Genomic DNA, 21,040 nt, shown 5'->3' with positions numbered 1-21,040 from the left:
ATATTTTCCAGTACTGATTAAGAATCAAATGCCATCTGAGACTTCACAGAAACTGTAGAACCAAGTCGCGACGGTTCGACATCAATGCGTTGCGCCATTTGCTCTTTCAGCTCGGATACGTGAGAAATCACGCCAATCATGCGACCCGTTTGTTGTAAATCGACCAAGGTTTGAATCGCAAGATCCAAAGATTCCGGATCTAAGCTGCCAAAACCTTCATCAATAAACAGCGTATCCAAGCGAATACCGCCACTGTAAGACTGCACAACATCAGATAGACCGAGCGCTAATGCCAACGCTGCCATGAAAGATTCACCACCTGATAACGTCGCAACATCACGCGTTTTACCTGTGTAGCTGTCCTCTACTACCAAATCCAAGCCTCGTCCTGCCGCACCTTTAAAGCCTTCAGTTTTACGAGCCAAGATATAACGACCTTTACTCATCAGACTTAAACGCTGTGACGCTTGAATCAATACATCGTCTAATAACACACCAAGGACAAATCGGTGCAGACTGATGCGGCTACCCGTTTTACCGCTTGCAACGTCATACAAGGTGCCAAACACTTTATATTCGTCTTCTAACTTAATGTTCTTGTCATGTAACGTCGCGATGTCATTACGGACTTTCTCTAGACGTTCAAACAAAGAGCGCGTGCTATCAAGCTGATTACGCGCTTCAACGTAACTTTGCTGAACGCTGTTTAACTTAACGTTAAGATTTTCTAAATCTGGCAACGCCAAGTCTTTCAATGTTGAACTTAAATCTGCCAATGTTTGTTCTAGCTTGATTTGAGTTTGTTTGAACGCATCAATTTCTTGCTGCCAAACCTGCATCTCGGCTTCATCCACTTTACATGCTAGAAATTGCGCTTCGTCCTCGAATGCACTAGCCTGCAACGCTTGCTCCCAATCAGCTTTTGCTGTGCTAAAACGATCGAGTGCTTCATTCAACCACTGTTGATTGGTTGTCAGTTGGCTTTCAATATTGGTCTTCGCCAGCACGGCTTGTTGCAAATGATTTTGTGCATTTTCTAAAGCGGAATTTAACTCCGCAATCTGTTTTTGAATCGCAACAATGTCTTGCTCAAGAACTTCAAGAGATGAGTACTTGGCATCTAACGAAGCAGACAGTTTAGCCAGTTGCTCTCGGTTCACTTTTATCGTCGATTCATTGGCTGCCATCTGGTTTTGCAGATCATTGATCTTACCTTCCCCAGTAACACAACGCTGGTTTAGCTCATTGACGCTTTGTTCCAGCTGAACCAAGTTAATCGATGACAATTGCTGTAAACGTTCACTGAGCTGCTGCATAGACGCTTGTAACGCGCTTAAATCCATTGATGCGGTTTGGCCAAGCTCAACGGATAGTTGCTCAATCTGCTGCTTGTATTGTCCGACTGCGATATTGTGCTGCTCCAATTGATTGCTTAATTGGTTAAGCGCAACTTGCCCTTCTCGCTCCGTATTTCGAGCACGCTGAACTTGCTCTTTTGTTACCTCTTCACCAACAAATTGAGCGGGTTGAGGGTGTTCTACACTACCGCACACCGGACACATTTCACCGGCTTGTAAGCGCTGAGCCAATACAGCAGCTTGAGCATTGTGCCAGCTCAATTCAAGAGTGTCTGCTGAGCGTTGAAGTTCTACGTATCGCGCTTTTGCTTGGTCAACCGAAGCTTGTTTGCTAGGCGTCAATGCATCCAGTTTCGCTAGCTCTTGGTTTAAGCCAGTTAGCTTCTGTAGGTCTTGCATCAAACGCTGTTGCTGTTTTATCTCTGCCTCTACGGTGCCAATACTTGCAACATCGACTCGAGCTTGATCCAGTGACTTCTGACCTTGTTGCGCCTCTAGCGTTAACTTCTCTTTCAGAGCGATATATTTTTTAAGCGTTGCCTCAAACTCAGATTTTTGCGTCAAACCTGCATTAATGGCTTTCTCTAGCTCTGACTTTTCAACCAACTTTCCTTTCATACCTTCAAGTTGGTATTGCTGCTCTGTCAGTTTTGGCAATTGTGCGGCTTGTTCTTTCGCGGTTTGCAATGCGCCTTCTTTGGATTTTACCGCGTCATTTGCCACAGTAAGATCTTGAGATAGCTTAGCTACTTTTTGCTCAAGTTCTTGCGTTTGCTTGGAGGCGCTTTGTAACGTGACATAAGGCAACTCAACCTTGCTTGCCTTCTTCGCATTGTCTAACTGCAATTGACGTGATGAGACAGCATCGCTCTGTTCCAAATGTTGCTTCAATGCAATTTCGGCTTGCTCGCGCTTTTTAAACTCATTGCTCAGCGCTTCTGCTTTTTGCAGTTCAGTTTTTAGAGCATTTAATTGCGCCAGAGATTCTTGCTCTTGCTTTTGTACAGATTCAAATTGAACAGATAAGGCTTCGCGCTGCTCTGTCAACTCCGCTTCAGAAGAAACACCAGCCACCTGCAGTGCGCCTCGAATTTGGTTATCAAACTCGTCTTTGGCTTTGCTAATGGCACTCGCTTTGTCTTTCAGTGCATATTCAATCTTCTTGTATATATCCGTTTGGAATAGCTGACCAAAGATCTCTTCCCGCTCTTTGGATGTCGCAAGTAACAACTCTCGAAACTTACCTTGTGGCAACACCATCACTTGGCGGAACTGAGTTTCGTTCAAACCAATAATATTGGTCACTTCTGTCTTTACTTGCGTTGTTTTGCTAGTGATGAGCTTTTCTTCGTCCGTAATCTCATACAAAGCTGCGGTATGCTTACGCACCGTCATGCCCTCACCACGCGCTTTTGGCGCTTCTTGTTCTGGTGAGCGAATCACTCGATAAGACTTACCGTGCAACGAGAACTCTAGTGTCACTTCAGTCAGCAACGTTGGTGCTGCCATATCGCAACGCATTTGAATACCTTGGCGCTCATTACCCGTCGTTTCACCATATAGAGCAAAACAAATCGCATCGAGGATCGAGGTTTTACCCGAACCAGTAGGACCGTTGATAAGAAACAGAGGGTTAGTTCCCAGCTTGTCGAATTCAATCGTTTCTGTTTGAGCAAACGGACCAAAAGCCTGCATTGTCAGTTTAATGGGTTTCATGTTTGGTCCTTACTGAGCTTGCTGAGAAAGTTGTTTGATGATGTCACTGATCGCTTGATCTTGTTCTTGCGATAATTGGCTGTCTTGCGCTTCCGAAAAGAAGTCTCGGAACATATCTATCTCACTTCTCGCCAATTTCGCTTGCGCCATTTCTTGCTCGACACCAATTAACATGCCCGGTTTTTCTAGGTGCAAAACATTCGGGTAAACAGTACGTAGCTTTTCCATTGGGTTTAAGATCGCGTGCTTATCCATCAAACGTACCAACAAGTAGTCTTCGTTTTTCGGATCGGTTTTGCCCTGCTCTATCACTTGTTCAAGTTCACCTTCAACGATTCGCATCTCATGAGGTGCAGTAAGGTTAAAGTGCTCTGCCGAGACAAACCCGTTTTGGTCAATTTCCACCAGCGTGAAACCTTTCTTCTGATTTTGTTCACCAAAACTGTATTTCATCAATGAGCCAGAATAACGAATGTATTCTTCGCCTTTTTTCTGTGGCTGATGCAAATGCCCCAACGCCACATAGTCAAAGTTGAGGAAATGCTCGTGACTGACGCGGTCGGAACCGCCAATCGAAAGTGGACGCTCAGATTCAGACTCAATGGCACCATCGACAAAGCAGTGGCTGACCAACACGTTGCGTTGCTCTGGTTGGAACTGTTCAGCGATTTTCTCAGCAAGTAGCTTGTGCGCTTGGTCGTGGGTCGAAACGGGTTCTTGGTAGGTAAAACGGACTTGCTCAGGGTCGTTATAAGGCATGCCATAAAAAGCAACTTGCCCTGCGCTTTCGGTTTCAATAACAACAGGGGTAAGCATGTCTTCGAAATTACTGATAATGTGAAGACCCGCATTTTTCATCTGTTCTGAACCAAAACCCAAGCGCTCAGCACCATCATGGTTGCCAGAAATCAGAATCATCGGCGTATTTAGCTCACCACAGATTCGCTTCACTACTTTGTTAAGTAGCTCAATCGCAATGGTTGGTGGGACAGAACGGTCATAAATATCACCAGCAACAACAACCGCATCAACAGGGTTGTTTTCAATGTAATGGATTAACTGGTCAAGAACCGCTTGCTGATCGTCAAGTAAAGAGACGTTATGAAACTGTCGACCGAGGTGCCAATCTGAGGTATGGATAAACTTCATTCGAATTCACTTTCTGCCATCTACATGGCGTTATCTTATTATCCCCCTAGGATATCGTGAGTTCGTAAGCTTTTCATGTGGTTTGTGGCGTATGCTGAAGTTAAAGTATAAACGAGCTAATTGTGCGTTCTTCAAATCTACCAACCATAAGCATCTGAGATTTGGCGATATAGTTCCTCATACGCATCTTCTTCATTTTGACATTCAGTTACAGACGTAATTCTTCCTTGACTGTTGTATACAACTTGCCAAGAATCATCTCGATTGACCACACACAAACACTCACCATTTTTCAGTCCATCTAGGCTATAGGATTGATGAGGTACTTTTTTCAATTTATCAGCATTCATAACAAAGCGAACTAGTGTCGAGTTTTCATTATTCATTTGCGTTTATATCCTTTGCCTAATTTATTTACACAAACCCGATCATTATTCGGGAGCAAAGAACATGCCCTAAGAACTCGGTTTACCTATCTAAAAATTCTACGTCCAACCGCTCGACACAGAGACAAATAAACTGACCATCCAAATATGCATAATCAGACTCTAAAAAACCATCACAAATCTTAAGTCCAGCGTCTATGGTCCCACCGCTTAGTCTACCTAATAGCTTATAAGCATAGGTACTATCGACCCTTGTCATACTAGTTTCGTCTGCACTTTCCTGCTCTGTTAATTCAAAGTCCAACATTTCAAATGCAACGGGATATTCTTGCCCAATATACAATTCATAGGGGCACACCCCGACAAAACAGGTTAATTCGACACCATTAACTTCAAGCGTAACTTCTTCTTCAATATCTGGGTTTAAGCTAAGAACTCTTGCCTTGTGTGTGATCACTATTCAGCCAAACTGATTGTTTAAAAGATATCTATCTAGATCGATACTGGGTAAACAAAAGAGCCCACAAAGCGTGAGCTTGAGTTTTGCTATGCAGGACGGGTTAATCTCTGTGACTTTTAAGGACATTGCCGACCATTGACGCCATATCGATAATTTCGGCTCCCCCTAAATCCGCCATAACCTGTAAAAATACATGTAGATCTTCTTTGGTCATAGCATCTGCGGACTTCTTGCCCCCCATAAATAGGTAAGGGGTAAACACCATCACTTCTTCTTTACCCACTGGACCATGTTTTTTAATCGCAGACGGAAAGAGAGGTTTTGAACTAACTTCTACGTCTATATATTCTTTATCTTGAAAACCGAAAAAGCTTTGAATTGCAATATTAGCATCGCCTTTAGAAATGTCTTTTGCGTGTCCTTGATTTGTCATTATCCAATTTAAGTGTGTCGCTATATCGAGTGACGCACCTGTTCGCTCTCCCCACAAATAGAGTTGACCATAGGCGCTTCGAGCGATCACATGGTAGTTGTCATAGTGTGCGAACTCTGTATCGTCGAGAAAAGATTCAAGCACATCTTCAAATTCTGCGGGATTGGTGATCCAGAATAGACCATCGTTAAAGCCAGAGAAACCGACCATTTGCCAGTATTTAAGTAGCTGATCTGGAAGTATGCCTCGATATGCTTCAACTTGTTGGTCAGTCGCCTGAATATGTTCGGTCGGCTCGCCAAACTCTTCTATAAACATTTCAAAATATTCGTCATTCAACTTATTTAATTCCACGTAATGGGCAGCGATCCAGCGAAACATTCATTTGGGTATCTGGTCCTAAAGTTTCGAATGCACGTTGCGCTTGCTCATCCGTCTGAGATAAGCGCGATTTTGTGCGCCACTGAGATCCCCGCCGGATATCGTGAGTTCGTAAGTTTTTCATGTGGTTTGTTTTGGACGCAACTTTAAGAATACAAATTATTTCCCCGAAAGAAGTGGTATCCTGATTATCAAAATTTTCGCCCAGACACTGCTCGATTCAATTACACTCCCTTCCTAATTTCTTCTTTAAGCTGAACTAATGAGTTTACGTTAGCTAACTCCAGATGAAATGAGTAATCCATGTCAACCACTTGGAGAGGTATCATGAGCAGAGTTTTCAATTGAAGAACAAAATCTAGACTATTATCATCAATTCCATCGACAGTTATTGTTTCGAGGTCATCACTCAATCGAACAATGTAACTCTCATTATTTACAGCGTACTCTGCCTCAAAAACAGAGCCAATAAAATTTCCTTCTTTGTCATTTCTAACACCTACTATCTTTCTAATTTGTTGAACAACGGTATCTTTATCAAATTGTTCATTTTCACCAATAAACAGTAATAGTTTACTCATATCATCCCCCTCCTGACTCTTTGATTGATGTCCTAACAACCTTAACATGCCCTGGTATTTTATATTTTTCGATTAGTGACTGAAAATAAGGCTTTGCTAGAGGCTCATTAATTCTCACCTCCAACTTGTTAAACGGAACCTCAGAATCCTTTAAAACAGCTTTCAATCGTTCAAATTCATGTGCTTGCTCCTTGCGAATTTTTTCACGCAAAAATGGCGGAATCTTAGAGTCTTCAATAAAAGGACTTCTGCTCTTTTTATCAACAAACTTTGCTTCAAGAATTACAGTTCCTTCATAGCCATCAATGTCTATTGATGTCCCCCCTCCAAAGACTCGATAGTTCCGAGGCCCAGTCTGTTCTATTTCAAACAGATTGGCAGGTCGGTTTGAAGGCGTGACTTTACTATAAAGCCGTGACACATAATCGTCTATATGCGTACTTACATTATCCGCGATATTATTGCCATGACCTTCAATTTTGTCGAGCTCACTGACATACTTAGTCGCCATAGCCCCTTGCCCGACAACAGGAACCATTGCAGAAAGTGACATTCCCGCGTTAACAAAGTCACCAGTTACTCCATACAAAAAAGTATTAACTGCGTCAGGAATAATTCCGACTCCGGGCAGCATACCCGCGGCATCGAGTGCCATATGAACATCGTTAATACTTAAAGCTGAATGATGCGGGGACGAATACGCATGTAGCTTGTAACTAGGTGAAGCTTGAGTAATTGTAGCTTGATAATTCCCCGAGCCCATTGCGTAGTACACCGACTTCTCAGGCGAATTATCGTTGCGCCCCGCTAGAACTGTATGCGACTCCTCTTTTGCACATAAACCCAAAGGATCAACCCACGAGACAGGGTTTGGTGCGAATTGATAGTGGTTAGTTCCACCAAGCAGCCCTAGGGGATCGGGTTGGATAAATCGACCTATTTGAGGATCATAATAGCGTGCTAAATTGTAATGCAGACCAGTCTCAATATCGAAGTACTGCCCCTGTAAGCGAAGGTTGTTTTTAACCGTCTCGATTTCAACGTGAGCAAATCCAAAGGTATCGTATGTTGCTTGCCAAACTACCTGCCCTTTAGAGTCCACCAAACGTTCTGGGGTTCCGATTTGATTACATTGGAAAAAATAACACTTGCCGTTTTCAATAAGAGCAAGCGGAACTACGCTGTTTGGTTGATATAGATACCACCGATAACCCGAACGCGAATACTCGCCGACTAGATGACTTCCTTGCCAAATAAACTCGGTGGTTCCATTTTCGCTGATTTGCTTCGTTCTGCGTCCTAGTGCATCATATTCAAATTGACACAACCGCCCTTCAGTCTCGACACTGATTAACTGTCCTTTTGCATCATAAGCACAATGCTGTTCCCACCCATTGCCTTGAGTGCGGATTCTATTGCCTAGCTCATCGTAGTCGTACCTTACGCCGTTATATTCAACCAGCCGATCATAGTCTAGCTGTGCACTTTCATCATTAAAATTACCAAAACTGTCAAAGGAATATGACTTTTCTAAAGTCTGTGTTTTTACTCTTTCTAATTGCCCAAGTTCATCATAACGGTAATGCAACGCCCCCTTTTCACTATCAACGATAAGAGACAATAAATGCTGCGCGTTGTAATGATACTTACGCTCGAAACCAGTCCATATTTGGCGCTTCAAGCGACCTATTCCATCGAACTCTCTTAGCTCTTTTCCCGCGCTATAAGTGATTATCGATAAACGTTGTAATTCATCGTATTCAAACTTAATTGAATCTTCTCTCTCAGAGCCGTTTGAATGAATCGTTAATCCACATACCGTGCCAAATTGGTCATGCTCATATAGCACCTCTGTTCCATCGTCATAGTGTTGAGAACGAAGTAAACCGTTATCTTGGTATTGATTGACGAAAGAAAAGCGTCCCTGCTCCTCACTCACCAATTTCGTGCCAGAATACGTATATGAAATATTAGAGAAACGGTTGTGCGCGCGAGTTAATTTACCACCTAGAGTATGTTGGTAATGGTTCTCTACACTTCGATTTTTGCCACTGGCTTTAACTTTTGCAACCTGTCCAAGCTCGTCATATTGAAACGAGATCAGAATAGAGCAATGTGATATTTGACTTAACCTTTCAGCTCGGTCATAGGTGTAATTGGTCTTAATTCGATCGAAGTTAATTGTCTGGCTTATATGACCGTCAGGTGTGTACTCAAACTCATATTTGCAGCCATCCGAGCGCTCAATGCTCGTCAGGTTTCTTTCCGAATCATAAGAAAAAGAAAAAGCACTCTGATCTTGTTTCACTATCGCTGTTGGCTGGGCTAGATGCCCCCAAACAATATCTATAGAACCTCGTGGCGTGCAGATCTGTTTAACTCGACCAAAATCATCATATTCGTAACGATGCTCTCGAAATGTTTGATCTTTTTTACTTTGAAAATATAAACGGGTAAGTAAGTTGTTTTCGTGTCGCTCAAAACCAGCAATCAAATCATGGGGATAAGAGATACCATTGATACGTTCATATTCGTCATAGCTATAACGAACCAAACACTGGTTTACTTTCTTTGCTAGCAGCTGGTTTGCCTCACTCCACCACCATTGAGTACGAGTTCCAACATCGCTGTTCTGCTCTACTTGTCGACCGTGTTTATCAAACAACGAATGTTCTTTTAGCCCGTTTTTGTATTGATGCATGACCAACTGACCTAAAGCATTAAACTCTCTTATCTCAACTTCACCGTCAGGAAAACAATGCTTTATACATTGACCAAATTCATTGTATTCAAAATCTTCGATCGCCCCTGAAGAATGCACTTTTTGCTTCATCAAGCCAAACTCATCGTAGAAGTGGAAAGTGTAGCTTTTATCCGGATTAGTCGTGCACGCTAACCTCCCCATAGAATCGTGCTCATATGCCATAAGTCTGGATTCAGGGCTTATGCATTCAAGCAATTTTCCATTTTCATCATGCTTATATTGCCATCGGTTTCCTAACGAGTCCCAGTAAGTTGACTCGTATAACCCGATATCAAACCGATAGTCATAGACGCCTTCATCCCCCCAATTTCGAACACATTTTGCATCTTTTCCTTCACCCAACCATTCAAAATAATGAGAAAAGCCAGTCGCTCGCGTTCGCTTAACCAGTAGGTTCGAGTCGTTGTATTGATACTTTTCTATGAGACCGTTTTCGTTCTTGGCACAGATTAAGCGACTACCTGCATCGTAATCATATTTTGCTAACACGTGGTTTGTTTTGGGGGTTCTGATTTCTACAAGCAATCCATGTTCGTCGTACTGAAGTTCAAGTTTTGGTTTCTGGTTGACACTGACTCCAACCACTCTGTGATTGCGAGAGTATTCAAGGTTCACGGTTTTCATGTGACCCAGACGAACTTCACGTGCGACCCACAACTCGTCTTTCAAATAAAACTTAATTTGAACTTCGTTTCTCAATGACACGAGTCGATAACCATTTTTGTGGAACAGGCAGCTTGCACCAGAATAAGCTTGATAACTAATTCCGCCGATCTCCACACTAGGAAATTGAATCGTATCTCCTACTTCATCCATAAAAAGCCAACCTACCACGTTAGACTTTTCATCTAATACATCCATTAGCTCGTATTGAAATATATGCCTCCAGCCAAAGCCTAAAGATGTACTCGTATCACAGAGAGAAGAGCGATACGTACGTAACCACGTCAAATGAAAAGGTAATCTAACATCCACTAAAGATAAATGTTCTTCACCTGTCACCATCGACACGGGATCGCCAGCTTTAACATGACGTTTACTGCTTTCATCTTGAGGAGAGAGACTTACAGAACTGCTCGCATTAACACGTTCAGAACGCGACAATACCCTCGCACCTTTTGACACCTTTAGAGCGACAGGTTGTGGAATATTCGTTGGTGGATAGAATGTTTTAGGGAGTAACTTAGGCAGTTCTGATGCAAACAAAACACGATCATATAACCCTTTAGCGAGTAGCTGGTCGAGCTCTTCTATGCCTTTATCTTCATACTCATGAGCAAATGACACTTCTTTACTCGTCCAAGAGGCGATTTCTCTTAGGTCATCCAATGATGCAAAATGAAATTGCTCAATAAAAACCGCTGCACAGTTTTCGGTGCCAAATTCTTTTTCAATACCAACATTTAAACGTTGATGAGAAAAGCAAAATACGGCACCACTTAACGCTTTAAGTTTGACAATCCGTTGTAAGTTCATCTCTTCAAGTTACTCATTAACCCAGCGATACAAAACGCCTACGGCATATCCATACCGTTCAACGTCAATTTGCAATCCGCAATAATTTAATATGTTTCTATTTGCTTGCTGCTGGTAAACACAGAGCGCTTTTAATAAACCATTACAAGGACCTAAGGGACCCGTGACCGAATCTATTAGCTGATAGGAAGTATCCGCTGTTATCCAAGGAGATAAGAACTGAATAGACTCCAGCCATACTGGCTCTTCTCCTTCTATAGACAGAGCGAGTTCGTCTAGAAGATGAGTACAAACAAGCCCCAGTTGTTTGGTGATATTTGATGTCGCCGTATCAGTCCCTTCAAAGTCCAAATCAACAGCAACCTTGTAAGGACGTAGTCCTCTATGCCCCATGGAACAACGCGCCATAACTAACGAATCAAGACCATATCCAGAATCGATTGCGTTTATAGCGACGACCCACACTGAGTTATTTTTTTTGACCAAGCGTTCAATACTGTTAAGAGCCATCAAAAAAGAGGCATTACCATATGGATAAAGGGCAATTTTATCCGCCTCGACTTTGCTAAATATCGACAAAAACGAAGCGATAACTCTTCGCAGAATGTTCTTATCGGTGATATTAGGCAGCAACAAGAAAACATGACCTGAAATATCCCGCTTGCTCAGATAGTTAGAATAAGAATCAAGCGTATCAATAATAGAGAGAGAGTCGATCTCTTCAAAGTTCGATACAGAGAATTCTGACGGCTTTAACGTATGATTAGTGAGCTGCGATATTGAAAATTCTTGGTCTCCCAACAAACACAAGCTTGGCTGAAACATAAGCCCCATCTATCCACCAATGACTACCGTTGGGTTGCCGACTAAAATTTTACCGCCGTGAGATGTCGAATCCCCTAGCCGTGCTGCCGGTTTCCCGTTGATTTTCACGCTAGAAGACCCCGAAGAGATACTATCTGGTGGGCCAACGCAAATTAGCTTATCGCCTTTTCGTGCTGCAGGAAGACCTGTGATTTTTACGTTTGGAGACCCCATTATGACAGGTCCTCCGACGTGAGGAATTTTCCCTGTCTTTTTGGGACATATGTGAAAGCTACCTATTATTGCTGCTGGTTTTCCCATTTCTTCGCGCCTTAATTAAGAGAAATTTGCCCGGCTTTTAGTGCGATGGCAGAGCCATTAATCGAGATCTTATTGCCCTTAATATTGATCTCGCCAGAACTCGACATTTGAATCGACGCCCCACCAACCTTAATTTCAATACTTTTTCCTGCATTAATTGATAATGCCTTACCAACATCTAAAGATTGATTCTCACCTACTTTAAGGTCGGCACTTTTACCCACTTCTTGGCGCAATTCATTGGTGACTTTTTCTTTTTTATTGTTCTCTATAGAAATATCTGCACAGTCTTCGACTACCATTTGAAACAGCTTTTCTGCGTGTAAGTAGACATGCTCATCACCAGGCTTGTCTTCAAACCGAAGCTCGTTGAAGTTATTTCCCTCTTTCTGTACAGAGCGAGATTTGTAACCACTTTGAGAAGCTTGGTCCGGTAATTTGTATGGTGTCTCTTGAGTTCCATTGTAAAGAGAGCCGGTAACTATAGGCTGATCCGGGTCGCCATTAACAAAATCGACAATGACCTCTTGACCAACTCTTGGGTGGAAAATACTACCCCAGCCATTACCCGCGCTCGCGTGCGCAACGCGAATCCAGCATGAGCTGTTAGCATCATATTTACCTTGTCTATCCCAATGAAACTGAACTTTAATTCGTCCATGCTTATCAAGGTAAATCTCACCATCCTCATTTCCAGTAACAATCGCGGTTTGAAGACCTCTAACTTGAGGTCTTCGAATATGAGTTTTTGGACGAAGCATGGTTTTTGAACCGACGCAGTGGAAAGACATTTTAAAACCTTGAGCTGACGTCCCACCTTGCCCGGTTTGATTGAGCACTGATGCAGACATGGAAATCGAAGAAAGGACAAACTCTTTACCTACACGGCTTACATCTTCATGTTTTTTAAATTTAAATAATTTACCAACAGTAAAGGTTCTGCAACTTGCTTCACCACTACATTGATAAGCATCTTGTTGTAACGATTCAATTGCATGCTTATTGCGTAAGGAAAAATCATCTTTAGTCTCAGTTTCCGCGAGATACTCATAGTGCTCACTAACTGGTACCGAAAAATACTCACTCTTTCCATTCGCTTGGTGCATCGGATGAGACAAAGGCTTAAGCATATCAAAGCCTGCTTTACATGTTTTTTTAGTCGTCAGTGTTTGGGTCTCATTCCATGAACTAATGTGGCTTACTTCACTCGTACCTGTTGAATGATTAACAAAGAACTCTTCCCCTGACTCGTAGTAATCAGCGTCATCAAAAAATTCAATAACATGGGAAGATTCTGTATGCGAAAAGCAATAAGCAACTCCCTCTTCAGACAGTAACCGCTCTATAAATGCCAGATCAGTTTCGTCATATTGAACTTTATACGCATACTTGGGGTAACTTCTTAGAGTTTTAAAACTGAACTCAACATCATGTTCTGATAGAATCAATGAAATTATTTCTTCTATGCTTTTATTTTGAAAAATACGGCAGTTAGTGCGGTAATCAGAAAATCGAATTTTAGGCTCGATATACAAATCTATGTTTTTGTAATTCTCACCATGCTCAACTGTAGTAACCCTTGAACCAGTTAATCTGGCTCTAGATACAACCCCATGAAAATAACGAGGTTTAGCGCTAACAGATGGATGATTATCCATCGTGATCAAGACCTCTTTTCCAATGATGTTATTCAATTCCTCATGTTGGTCGTTAAAATAAGCATGAGCATACAATGAAAAAAGTTGGGATGCAGTCTCTTTATATTCAAAGGAATTAAGAATTAACGTATCACTCCCAAATGGTGAAGAAATTCGTATAAAGTTATTTTTCTGAGATGCTTTTTTCATTAGATACTTCTTTATAAAATAGCGGGAAGAAACCTCTTCCCGCAATACAATTACATTTGCTGACCTTTAACACCGCTGTAGCCATATACTAATGGCGCAGATGTGTTGTTCTTATCGTCAGTAGGTGTAACTGTCATCATCATTTCAGTGTAAGAAATAGTGATTGTTTCAATTGGACGATCGTCCTGGATTGACACAGAGTAGTTTGAAATCATTGCATCGGTAAGTTCGATTTTCATGATCTCTTCTACCTTTTCACCTTGCTTGGTGATGTGGAATACCGCTGGTTTACCTTTACCAATGGTAGCTTCTTTAAATAGGTCCGGTGATGAACGGTCTTGAAGCTTAGTGATCGTCAAATCGTATAGACGTGTTGCACTTGCTTCGCGGTCCATCGCTGTACCAGTGTACGATGAAATTTCACGACCAACACTCCAATCTACAGATAGTAGAGTAATTAGATCCTTGTACTGTTCGGCTGTTGCCTCACCTTTAATATCTGCATATTTAAGATACGTGTTAGACTGCATGCTAATCTCCTATAGCATTATTAATGACATATTACATAGTAATTTTATATTTTAATCATCAATTAAAACTAATGATTAATGTATCAAAAACCAATTTTTAAATACGATATTTTATATCTTGTATTTAGATTTAACATAAGCGTTATTTTAAATGTAAAATGCTTATTACGAAGCAACTCTCATATTAATTTCATTTTGAAATAATTGTTATAAAAGTGAGACAGTTAAAGAATTAACTTCACCCTCGACCTTAATCTCTTTAAAATTCTTACCTTTAAGAATCGCCGTAAGGATTTCATGCGATATTTTAGGCAACAGTGTATTTTCAATGGTTGTTTGTATGACCCTTGCTCCACTTCCTGATTCATTACTACTAGCAACAATATTATTTATTAATTGATCACTCACTATCAGCTCTGAGGAATAGTTTTTTCTAATTCTATCTGAGATTTTTTTTACTTTTAGGTGAGTAATATTTTTTAATACTGTTTCGTCTAGTGGTAAGTAAGGTAGGACATTTACACGTCCCAAGAAAGCAGGTTTAAAGTCCGCAATTAAATCATCTCTCAACGCATTTTTTAGGGCGCCAACATCTGGAGCTAAGTCAGGGTCTTCAAACAATGACATTGTTGTATCTGTACCAGTATTTGCCGTCATAATGATAATGGTATTTTTGAAGTCAATGTCTCTACCTTCACCATCTTTGATCATTCCCTTATCAAACACTTGATAAAAGATATCTTGGACACCTGGGTGCGCTTTTTCCATTTCATCTAAAAGAATGACGCTGTATGGCTTCCTTCTCACCGCCTCCGTCAACACACCACCTTCACCATAACCGACATAGCCAGGAGGAGAGCCTAATAGTAATGAGACTTTATGTTCCTCTTTAAACTCTGACATGTTGATCGTGGTAACGTTTTCTTCACTACCATACACCTTTTCCGCTATTGCTAATGCGGATTCAGTTTTACCGACTCCGCTTGGTCCAATAAGCAGAAACACCCCGTTTGGCTTCGATTCATCTGTAAGTTGGGCACTTGCCGTTTTAATCACTTCCGACATGGTTTCAAGAGCATGATTTTGCCCTACAACTCGTTTAATTAAACTCTCTTTTAAGTTCAATACTGCCTTAATCTCGTCATCTTGCAGCTTACCTAGCGGAATACCAGTCCAATCAGAGATTACTTCGGCGATCAATGCATCCCCTACATGAGAGAACACCAAAGGCTGAGCATTCGTACCGAGTTGTTCTTCAATCTCGATCAATTTTTGTTTGTCAGAATCTGACGGAGATAGGAGGATTTTATTACGTAAGGCTTTTGCATCTTCAACCCAAAGTTGTTCTTGTTGCCATTGCGCCTCAAGAGTAAGTACTGAGTGAGAGAGCTGGTCAATCTCGATTCGAATATTCTCTATCACATCACTATGGTCGCGACCAAATTGAGACTCTTTAATCAGTTGTTCTAATTCTGCTTGTTTTAGCTGCATTGCCTTTTTCTTGTTATCCAATACACCGGGTATTGAAGATTGACTTAAGGCTACGCGTGAACACGCTGTATCTAATACAGACACCGCTTTGTCAGGAAGTTGTCGACCATTGATGTATCGAGAAGACAGTTGAACAGCGGCTTCTAATGCTTGGCTGGTAATATATACGCCATGATGGTTCGACATCACATTCAATAAACCGCGAAGCATATCCACTGCAACTTCCGGAGTGGGTTCATCTACTTTGACCACTTGGAAACGCCTAGTCAGCGCTGCATCTTTTTCAAAGTACTTTTTGTACTCAGCCCAAGTTGTTGCAGCAATAGTTCTTAACTCACCTCTTGCGAGTGCTGGCTTTAAAATATTAGCAGCGTCACCTTGCCCCGCCTGACCACCTCCGCCAATCAGACCATGAGCTTCATCGATAAAAAGAATAATCGGTGTATCAGATTGATTAACTTCTTTTATGACGTTTTTTAGGCGGTTTTCAAACTCACCTTTCATTCCTGCTCCGGCTTGTAGTAAAGCCATATCTAACGACTTAATTGCAACACCTTGCAATGCTGGAGGGACGTCACCTTCGACAATTTTTAGGGCTAACCCTTCTACTACAGCCGTTTTACCAACTCCCGCCTCCCCTGTGAGAATTGGGTTGTTTTGGCGTCTTCGCAGCAATATATCTACCATGAGTCGAATTTCGTTATCACGCCCAACAACTGGGTCAAGCTTTCCTGCTTTAGCTTGTGCTGTAAGATCAACAGTAAATTGATCCAAGGCAGTGCTAGTTTGTTTTGCTGCAGAAGTTGCTACCTGCTGCGATTCATTGAATGCAGGCAATGTCGTCACTTCAATTTTATTTAATTCAGGACAAGGTTGATTTATCGCATTCGCTAAGGAATCATCCGATAGATAAGCACTTAATAGATGGATACAGTTGAGTTCATGTGCGTCAAACTCTATTGTTGCTATCATCACTGCATTTTGCATCACAGTAACAGTGTGGGTTGCAAGTCCCGGCACCGATTCACAACCCGTTTTGTATTTTTCCAATTGCGACAATAACTGTGTTTCAACCAGTTTCGGGTTTACATTAAACTTCTTAAATACTTCAACATAAATCTCTGCGGGATGCTGGAGTATGGATAACAACCAGTGGGTCATCTCTATACTATGATGAGTACGAGAACTCGCCATTGCAGCCGCTTGTTCAAGCGTTTCTTTAGCGACAGGAGACAACCTTTCGACCAACGCTGAAAGTGATAGTAAAGCCATTGTGATTCCTTTAAATGGTGATAGTTATTTCGCGATCTTCAGTTCGCTTATGTTTAGATAAAACCGTACCAATCCCTAGTTGACCATGTCGTTTAGTAATGCACACCTTGGACAAATACTTATGACGTGTAGTGAGCTTCCACTTAATGGACTTATGTTTGCCTACATACTCATGGACCAAAGACTTAACTGTGTTTATGTATGGGTTATTGGGCAGTAGCTGACTGACTTGCTCTGTACTCGTTGGTATTAGTTCGATCATCACTGCTGCATTTATGTTCCACGCCTTTGCGCCTATAGATGCGCCTCTACCGACTTGAGCAAATTGTCCTTCCGGCGTCGACTTTCCACCTAATCTCGTCTGTTCTTCCTTTGATAAACGTAACCATTGCCCTTGAAGCTCGTGTAACCTAACGTCACACCCTGTTAGGTCTTCAATAATGGTTTTTAGTGCGCCTTTACTTCTGTTTCTCGATGCAAATAAGCCGGCGTAGTGATTAATTAGGTGGTCAGAGTGACCTGAAACAGCTTCTAGACTGTTTATGAGAGGGGAACGAGCCCCTTTAGAATGTTCATGTGCCTGAACTGATATCTGACTCAACTGCCAACTACGGTAATACAACGAAAGTAAACGGTGATTGAAAATATCGTAGAAATCCACCATCGCTCCGTCGCCTTCTTTTTGACGACTAATCGCAAGTTCACTGTAATGATGGGGTAACACGCCCTGTTCCCCTGTCAGACCAATTAAGTTTGTTTCTAGTATCAGCCTATCGTTGCCAGAGCGATGAACATTGGAAAGTTGTGCGTTTTCATAGCCTAGCGTTGAGTTTACTTTTAGATCTACCTTTTCATTTTTAGGTAATGAATCGCTCCCTAGTTGAGCTCCACCTTTAAGTAATCCCAATTCAATGAGGTGAATCGCTTCAAACAATGGTCGCTTTTTCAATTGTTGAAAAAAATCCACCTCATTCATAACAATACCTTTTCACCAAGCATTGCAGGCCATCGATGAAATACTTTGTCCGTAGATTTCGTCTTTACCTCTAACTGTGTAAAAATATTTACCTCAGCAAATTGCGCAAAATACACTGAAAGTACGCATCCTAAGAAAAAGGTTTGCTCTTTAGATAGCATTTGATCAGAAACGGTAAGCACCAGTTTTACCCCATGAGCAAAACCAACTCTTCCCTGTTCATTAACCCTTCCTGTGGTTTGTTGATATTCTAATTTTACTAAGGCGTCGATAAGTGCTTTGGTCTCAGCTGTACCCGCAAATGCATAGAGTTTAAGTCGTTGTTTTAACGTTGCTAGACCTGTCTCATCAGTGAAGTGGGAAAGCGTTAATAATTTGGTTAGTTGCCAGCGACTGCCTTCATCCATATCAGGTCTGATTGTTTCAGTCATTGAAACCAAACATTTTACTTGCTGAAAATTGTCACTTACTTTTGGTAGCAATACGTTTGGCAAACCGCCACCAAAAGGCAATTTTTGGGGCATGTTTCTATTACAACACTCTGCCTTAACTGAAAGTAACCAACTGTCATGGCTATCGAATTCAAACTGTTGATGTTTTTTATTAACAAAAGAAATATAGATATCCCTACCTGGTTCATCAAATCCCCCTGCCCAGTTCTTATCTTCTCGCCTCATTACCCAAAACAAATCACTTTTGTTCATATAATGGTTATGCTCGCCAGCGAAGTAACTGGGTAAATTCTTATAAGACTTGTTCCAGTTATTCAAAGTAACATCCGTGATCGCAACTACTTCACTGCAATCAGCACTTTGATGCCCAGGAGACATCTGATACTCATACTCTGAAGCTTCTAACCGTGTTGGCTCCATCGTGCTTTCGTACAAGTTAATGATTGGAACACACCCTAAAAGCACACTTTCTTCATCTACTTGTTTTGGTAACCAGTCATCGTCGATATCAAAGTAAAAACTAATATCGAGCTCGCCTTCTACCTCTAATCTTTCAAGTGCGAGATCCTGCAGCTCAAAAAACATAAACTTTTCAGGAAAATGTAAATACTCCACTAACATCCTCGCGGATGAAAAGCTTCGCTTACTATAGGGAACGACTTTGTGAGAATCATGAAATCCCACTGCGTGTAAGTGGCGTGGTGTTAATGACGCAATTTCTTTGCCGTTTGCTGAAAGCGATATGCCTATCAGACTTTTGAACAGAAGTTGATATAGCCTTTGCGTGAGTTGAGTTTGACCATTCAGATAAAAGCGCAGCGTCTCAACCCCCATGTCAGCAAATGTCGCCCCACTCTCATTTGAATTGAGCCTCAACTTAAGCATCGAGTGCGCATTTGTTTCCCAACGAGAACCTATCGATGCCAAAGGGGCATTATCAAAGCTTCCTTGTGAAACGTCACAAGGGTAAATCTGTGTGTCATAACATGTTTTAAATTCGCACTCATCAAAACCGGGTGCACTGATCTTTACTTTTTCTCCAGCAGGTATATCAAAGGGTGATGACGTTGACCCATTACACTTCATTCTGATGATCGACATCGAGGGTATTGGAGCATGAAAGTCTGGGTGTAGTTGCCCCATTAAAGACTCAGTAAACTGCGGATAACTGTTATCCAAACTCTGGCGAATTCGCGCCGTCATGAACGCGCAACCTTCTAACAGCCTCTCTACATGAGGGTCATCTACTTGTTCTTCGTTAATACCCAAACGCGCAGCAATCTTTGGGTATTGCTCGCCAAACTCCTGCCCTTTGTGGCGCAAATATGCCAACTCGCGGTTATAGTACTTCAAGAACTCTTCGCTCATTTTGCTCTACTCAATTTCATGCCTAAATTTACGGGTTCAACTTCGGTATTAAACGTCACGTCGCGCTCACTATTTCCTATAAGGCACGTTGCATTTATCTGTAACCTTAAAGTGCGATCTACCGCACTCTTTTCCTGCAGTATATTGACAACCGGCGACGATAAACGCGGTTCAAATTCACGAATGGCAGCTCTTACAATGCCGCAGAGCTGCCCTTGTCCTTGCTGGCTACTGAATGGCATTGAAGAGAAATCAGGCAGACCATAATTTAAGATTGATTTATTCGCTTCTTTTAACTCAAACGGGACTTCTCTCCACCCAATCCGACTGTTCAACATCGACTCTAAATCTCTCAATAAATTGTCTATCAGCAACTGTTGAGTGAGTGGAAAGTCTTTATCTTCTCGGGATTGAGGATCATTATCGATTAGCTTATCAAGTAAGGATGCTGCCAGTGCCATCTAAACCTCTATGCAAGCTCTGCGATTTCTGACAATTGGTTTAGCTCAAAAATAGGTACTGCTTTGTCCCCAACCAACCAACACTTTTGTCCTGAACCTACGAACAACTCGCTAGCGCCAAGTTGTATCCAATCCGTTTCTTTGGCAAGCTTTTGGGCGTCTGTAGATGAGTCTATGTATGTGAGTGGCATGTGCCCCTCTCCTTCACCTAAACCCTCAATATCAAACTCCACAGGTCGCCAAACATTTTCAAGTAATGAGCTTGGATCCTTCACTTCTAAATATTTAATATTTTTAATTGGGACAAGAAAGTAGTTTCCCGCAGTAGAAAACAGCTCGACATAACCAGACAAACGGTCGTCGATATCCCTTACCTCATCGGTCATACTTCCATTTTGAGAAAAGCGTTTAGTGGTTCTTCCTTTTTCAAGCTGATGCGCCAACTCATAACCACTTTCATAGTCTTTATTTTTGATGGCAAGATTCAACTCGATGATCAACTCGTTAACCTTTGAATCACCTTCAACAAACTGCGCAGTTGCTGCCCCCTCACTAAAGTCTTTACGGGCTTGCGCCGCTTTTACAAGATGACGCAATTGACTCGCACCTGCCAAATATTCCGGAAATAGCTTGATCGATTGAATCAGTTGATCGTCCGCTCGCTCCAAATCACCGTTAATACAAAGCAGCTCAATGAACGAACTTCGCAAGCTTGCATCTTTCGGGGCAGACTTTATCTCTTCAATTAATAGAGTAATAGCTTGCTGCAATTGACCTTCAGATAAGGCTTTTTTCCATGTTGTCATCGTGTTCC

The 21,040-nt window shown here is 41.8% G+C and carries 16 protein-coding genes; all 16 read right to left on the bottom strand.

Features of this window, described 5'->3' with window-relative positions; all coding sequences use genetic code 11:
- Positions 1 to 17 precede the first annotated feature (17 nt).
- A complete protein-coding gene (locus tag QMY49_RS23760; RefSeq protein WP_283314800.1) occupies positions 18 to 3,074 on the bottom strand; it encodes an AAA family ATPase in 3,057 nt (1,018 codons plus the stop codon).
- A gap of 9 nt (positions 3,075 to 3,083) precedes the next feature.
- Positions 3,084 to 4,223: an exonuclease SbcCD subunit D gene (locus QMY49_RS23755; protein WP_283314797.1), complete on the bottom strand. Its 1,140-nt coding sequence runs from the start codon at positions 4,221 to 4,223 to the stop codon at positions 3,084 to 3,086.
- A 137-nt stretch (positions 4,224 to 4,360) separates the two neighbouring features.
- Positions 4,361 to 4,609: a hypothetical protein gene (locus QMY49_RS23750; protein ID WP_005447016.1), complete on the bottom strand. Its 249-nt coding sequence runs from the start codon at positions 4,607 to 4,609 to the stop codon at positions 4,361 to 4,363.
- A gap of 82 nt (positions 4,610 to 4,691) precedes the next feature.
- On the bottom strand, positions 4,692 to 5,066 hold the full coding sequence (locus tag QMY49_RS23745) for a hypothetical protein (protein ID WP_283314795.1): 375 nt from the start codon (positions 5,064 to 5,066) through the stop codon (positions 4,692 to 4,694).
- A 103-nt stretch (positions 5,067 to 5,169) separates the two neighbouring features.
- The gene (locus QMY49_RS23740) at positions 5,170 to 5,883 is read right to left on the bottom strand and encodes a GAD-like domain-containing protein (protein ID WP_005447020.1); all 714 of its coding nucleotides are present in this window, start codon (positions 5,881 to 5,883) and stop codon (positions 5,170 to 5,172) included.
- Between the two features lie 224 nt (positions 5,884 to 6,107).
- Entirely contained in the window at positions 6,108 to 6,464 is a 357-nt protein-coding gene (locus QMY49_RS23735) for a hypothetical protein (RefSeq protein ID WP_005447021.1), read from the bottom strand.
- A 1-nt stretch (position 6,465) separates the two neighbouring features.
- Positions 6,466 to 10,704, bottom strand: a complete 4,239-nt coding sequence (locus QMY49_RS23730) for an RHS repeat-associated core domain-containing protein (RefSeq protein WP_283314789.1) — start codon at positions 10,702 to 10,704, stop codon at positions 6,466 to 6,468.
- 9 nt (positions 10,705 to 10,713) lie between these two features.
- Positions 10,714 to 11,529, bottom strand: a complete 816-nt coding sequence (locus QMY49_RS23725; protein ID WP_223295750.1) for an NAD/NADP transhydrogenase beta subunit — start codon at positions 11,527 to 11,529, stop codon at positions 10,714 to 10,716.
- Positions 11,530 to 11,538: 9 nt separating this feature from the next.
- Positions 11,539 to 11,829 (bottom strand): PAAR domain-containing protein, encoded by a 291-nt coding sequence (locus tag QMY49_RS23720; protein WP_005447025.1) that lies wholly within the window; start codon positions 11,827 to 11,829, stop codon positions 11,539 to 11,541.
- Positions 11,830 to 11,840: 11 nt separating this feature from the next.
- Positions 11,841 to 13,676, bottom strand: a complete 1,836-nt coding sequence (gene tssI, locus QMY49_RS23715) for a type VI secretion system tip protein TssI/VgrG (protein ID WP_005447027.1) — start codon at positions 13,674 to 13,676, stop codon at positions 11,841 to 11,843.
- 50 nt (positions 13,677 to 13,726) lie between these two features.
- Entirely contained in the window at positions 13,727 to 14,206 is a 480-nt protein-coding gene (locus tag QMY49_RS23710) for an Hcp family type VI secretion system effector (protein ID WP_005447029.1), read from the bottom strand.
- A 207-nt stretch (positions 14,207 to 14,413) separates the two neighbouring features.
- Positions 14,414 to 16,969, bottom strand: coding sequence for a type VI secretion system ATPase TssH (gene tssH, locus QMY49_RS23705; RefSeq protein WP_172580947.1), 2,556 nt, complete (start codon positions 16,967 to 16,969; stop codon positions 14,414 to 14,416).
- A gap of 10 nt (positions 16,970 to 16,979) precedes the next feature.
- Positions 16,980 to 17,945: a type VI secretion system baseplate subunit TssG gene (gene tssG, locus QMY49_RS23700; protein WP_283314766.1), complete on the bottom strand. Its 966-nt coding sequence runs from the start codon at positions 17,943 to 17,945 to the stop codon at positions 16,980 to 16,982.
- The gene (tssF, locus tag QMY49_RS23695; RefSeq protein ID WP_005447034.1) at positions 17,942 to 19,765 is read right to left on the bottom strand and encodes a type VI secretion system baseplate subunit TssF; all 1,824 of its coding nucleotides are present in this window, start codon (positions 19,763 to 19,765) and stop codon (positions 17,942 to 17,944) included. The genes tssG and tssF overlap by 4 nt, the downstream gene beginning before the upstream one ends.
- Complete coding sequence (tssE, locus tag QMY49_RS23690) at positions 19,762 to 20,226, bottom strand: type VI secretion system baseplate subunit TssE (RefSeq protein WP_017818777.1); 465 nt, start codon at positions 20,224 to 20,226, stop codon at positions 19,762 to 19,764. The genes tssF and tssE overlap by 4 nt, the downstream gene beginning before the upstream one ends.
- Before the next feature lie 8 nt (positions 20,227 to 20,234).
- Complete coding sequence (locus QMY49_RS23685) at positions 20,235 to 21,032, bottom strand: type VI secretion system accessory protein TagJ (protein WP_283314763.1); 798 nt, start codon at positions 21,030 to 21,032, stop codon at positions 20,235 to 20,237.
- Positions 21,033 to 21,040 lie beyond the last annotated feature (8 nt).

It is taken from the genome of Vibrio harveyi, assembly GCF_030060435.1.
GTDB classification, from domain to species: domain Bacteria; phylum Pseudomonadota; class Gammaproteobacteria; order Enterobacterales; family Vibrionaceae; genus Vibrio; species Vibrio harveyi.
Note: the sequence above shows the minus strand (reverse complement) of the source record. Positions and strands in the feature narration are given on the sequence as shown.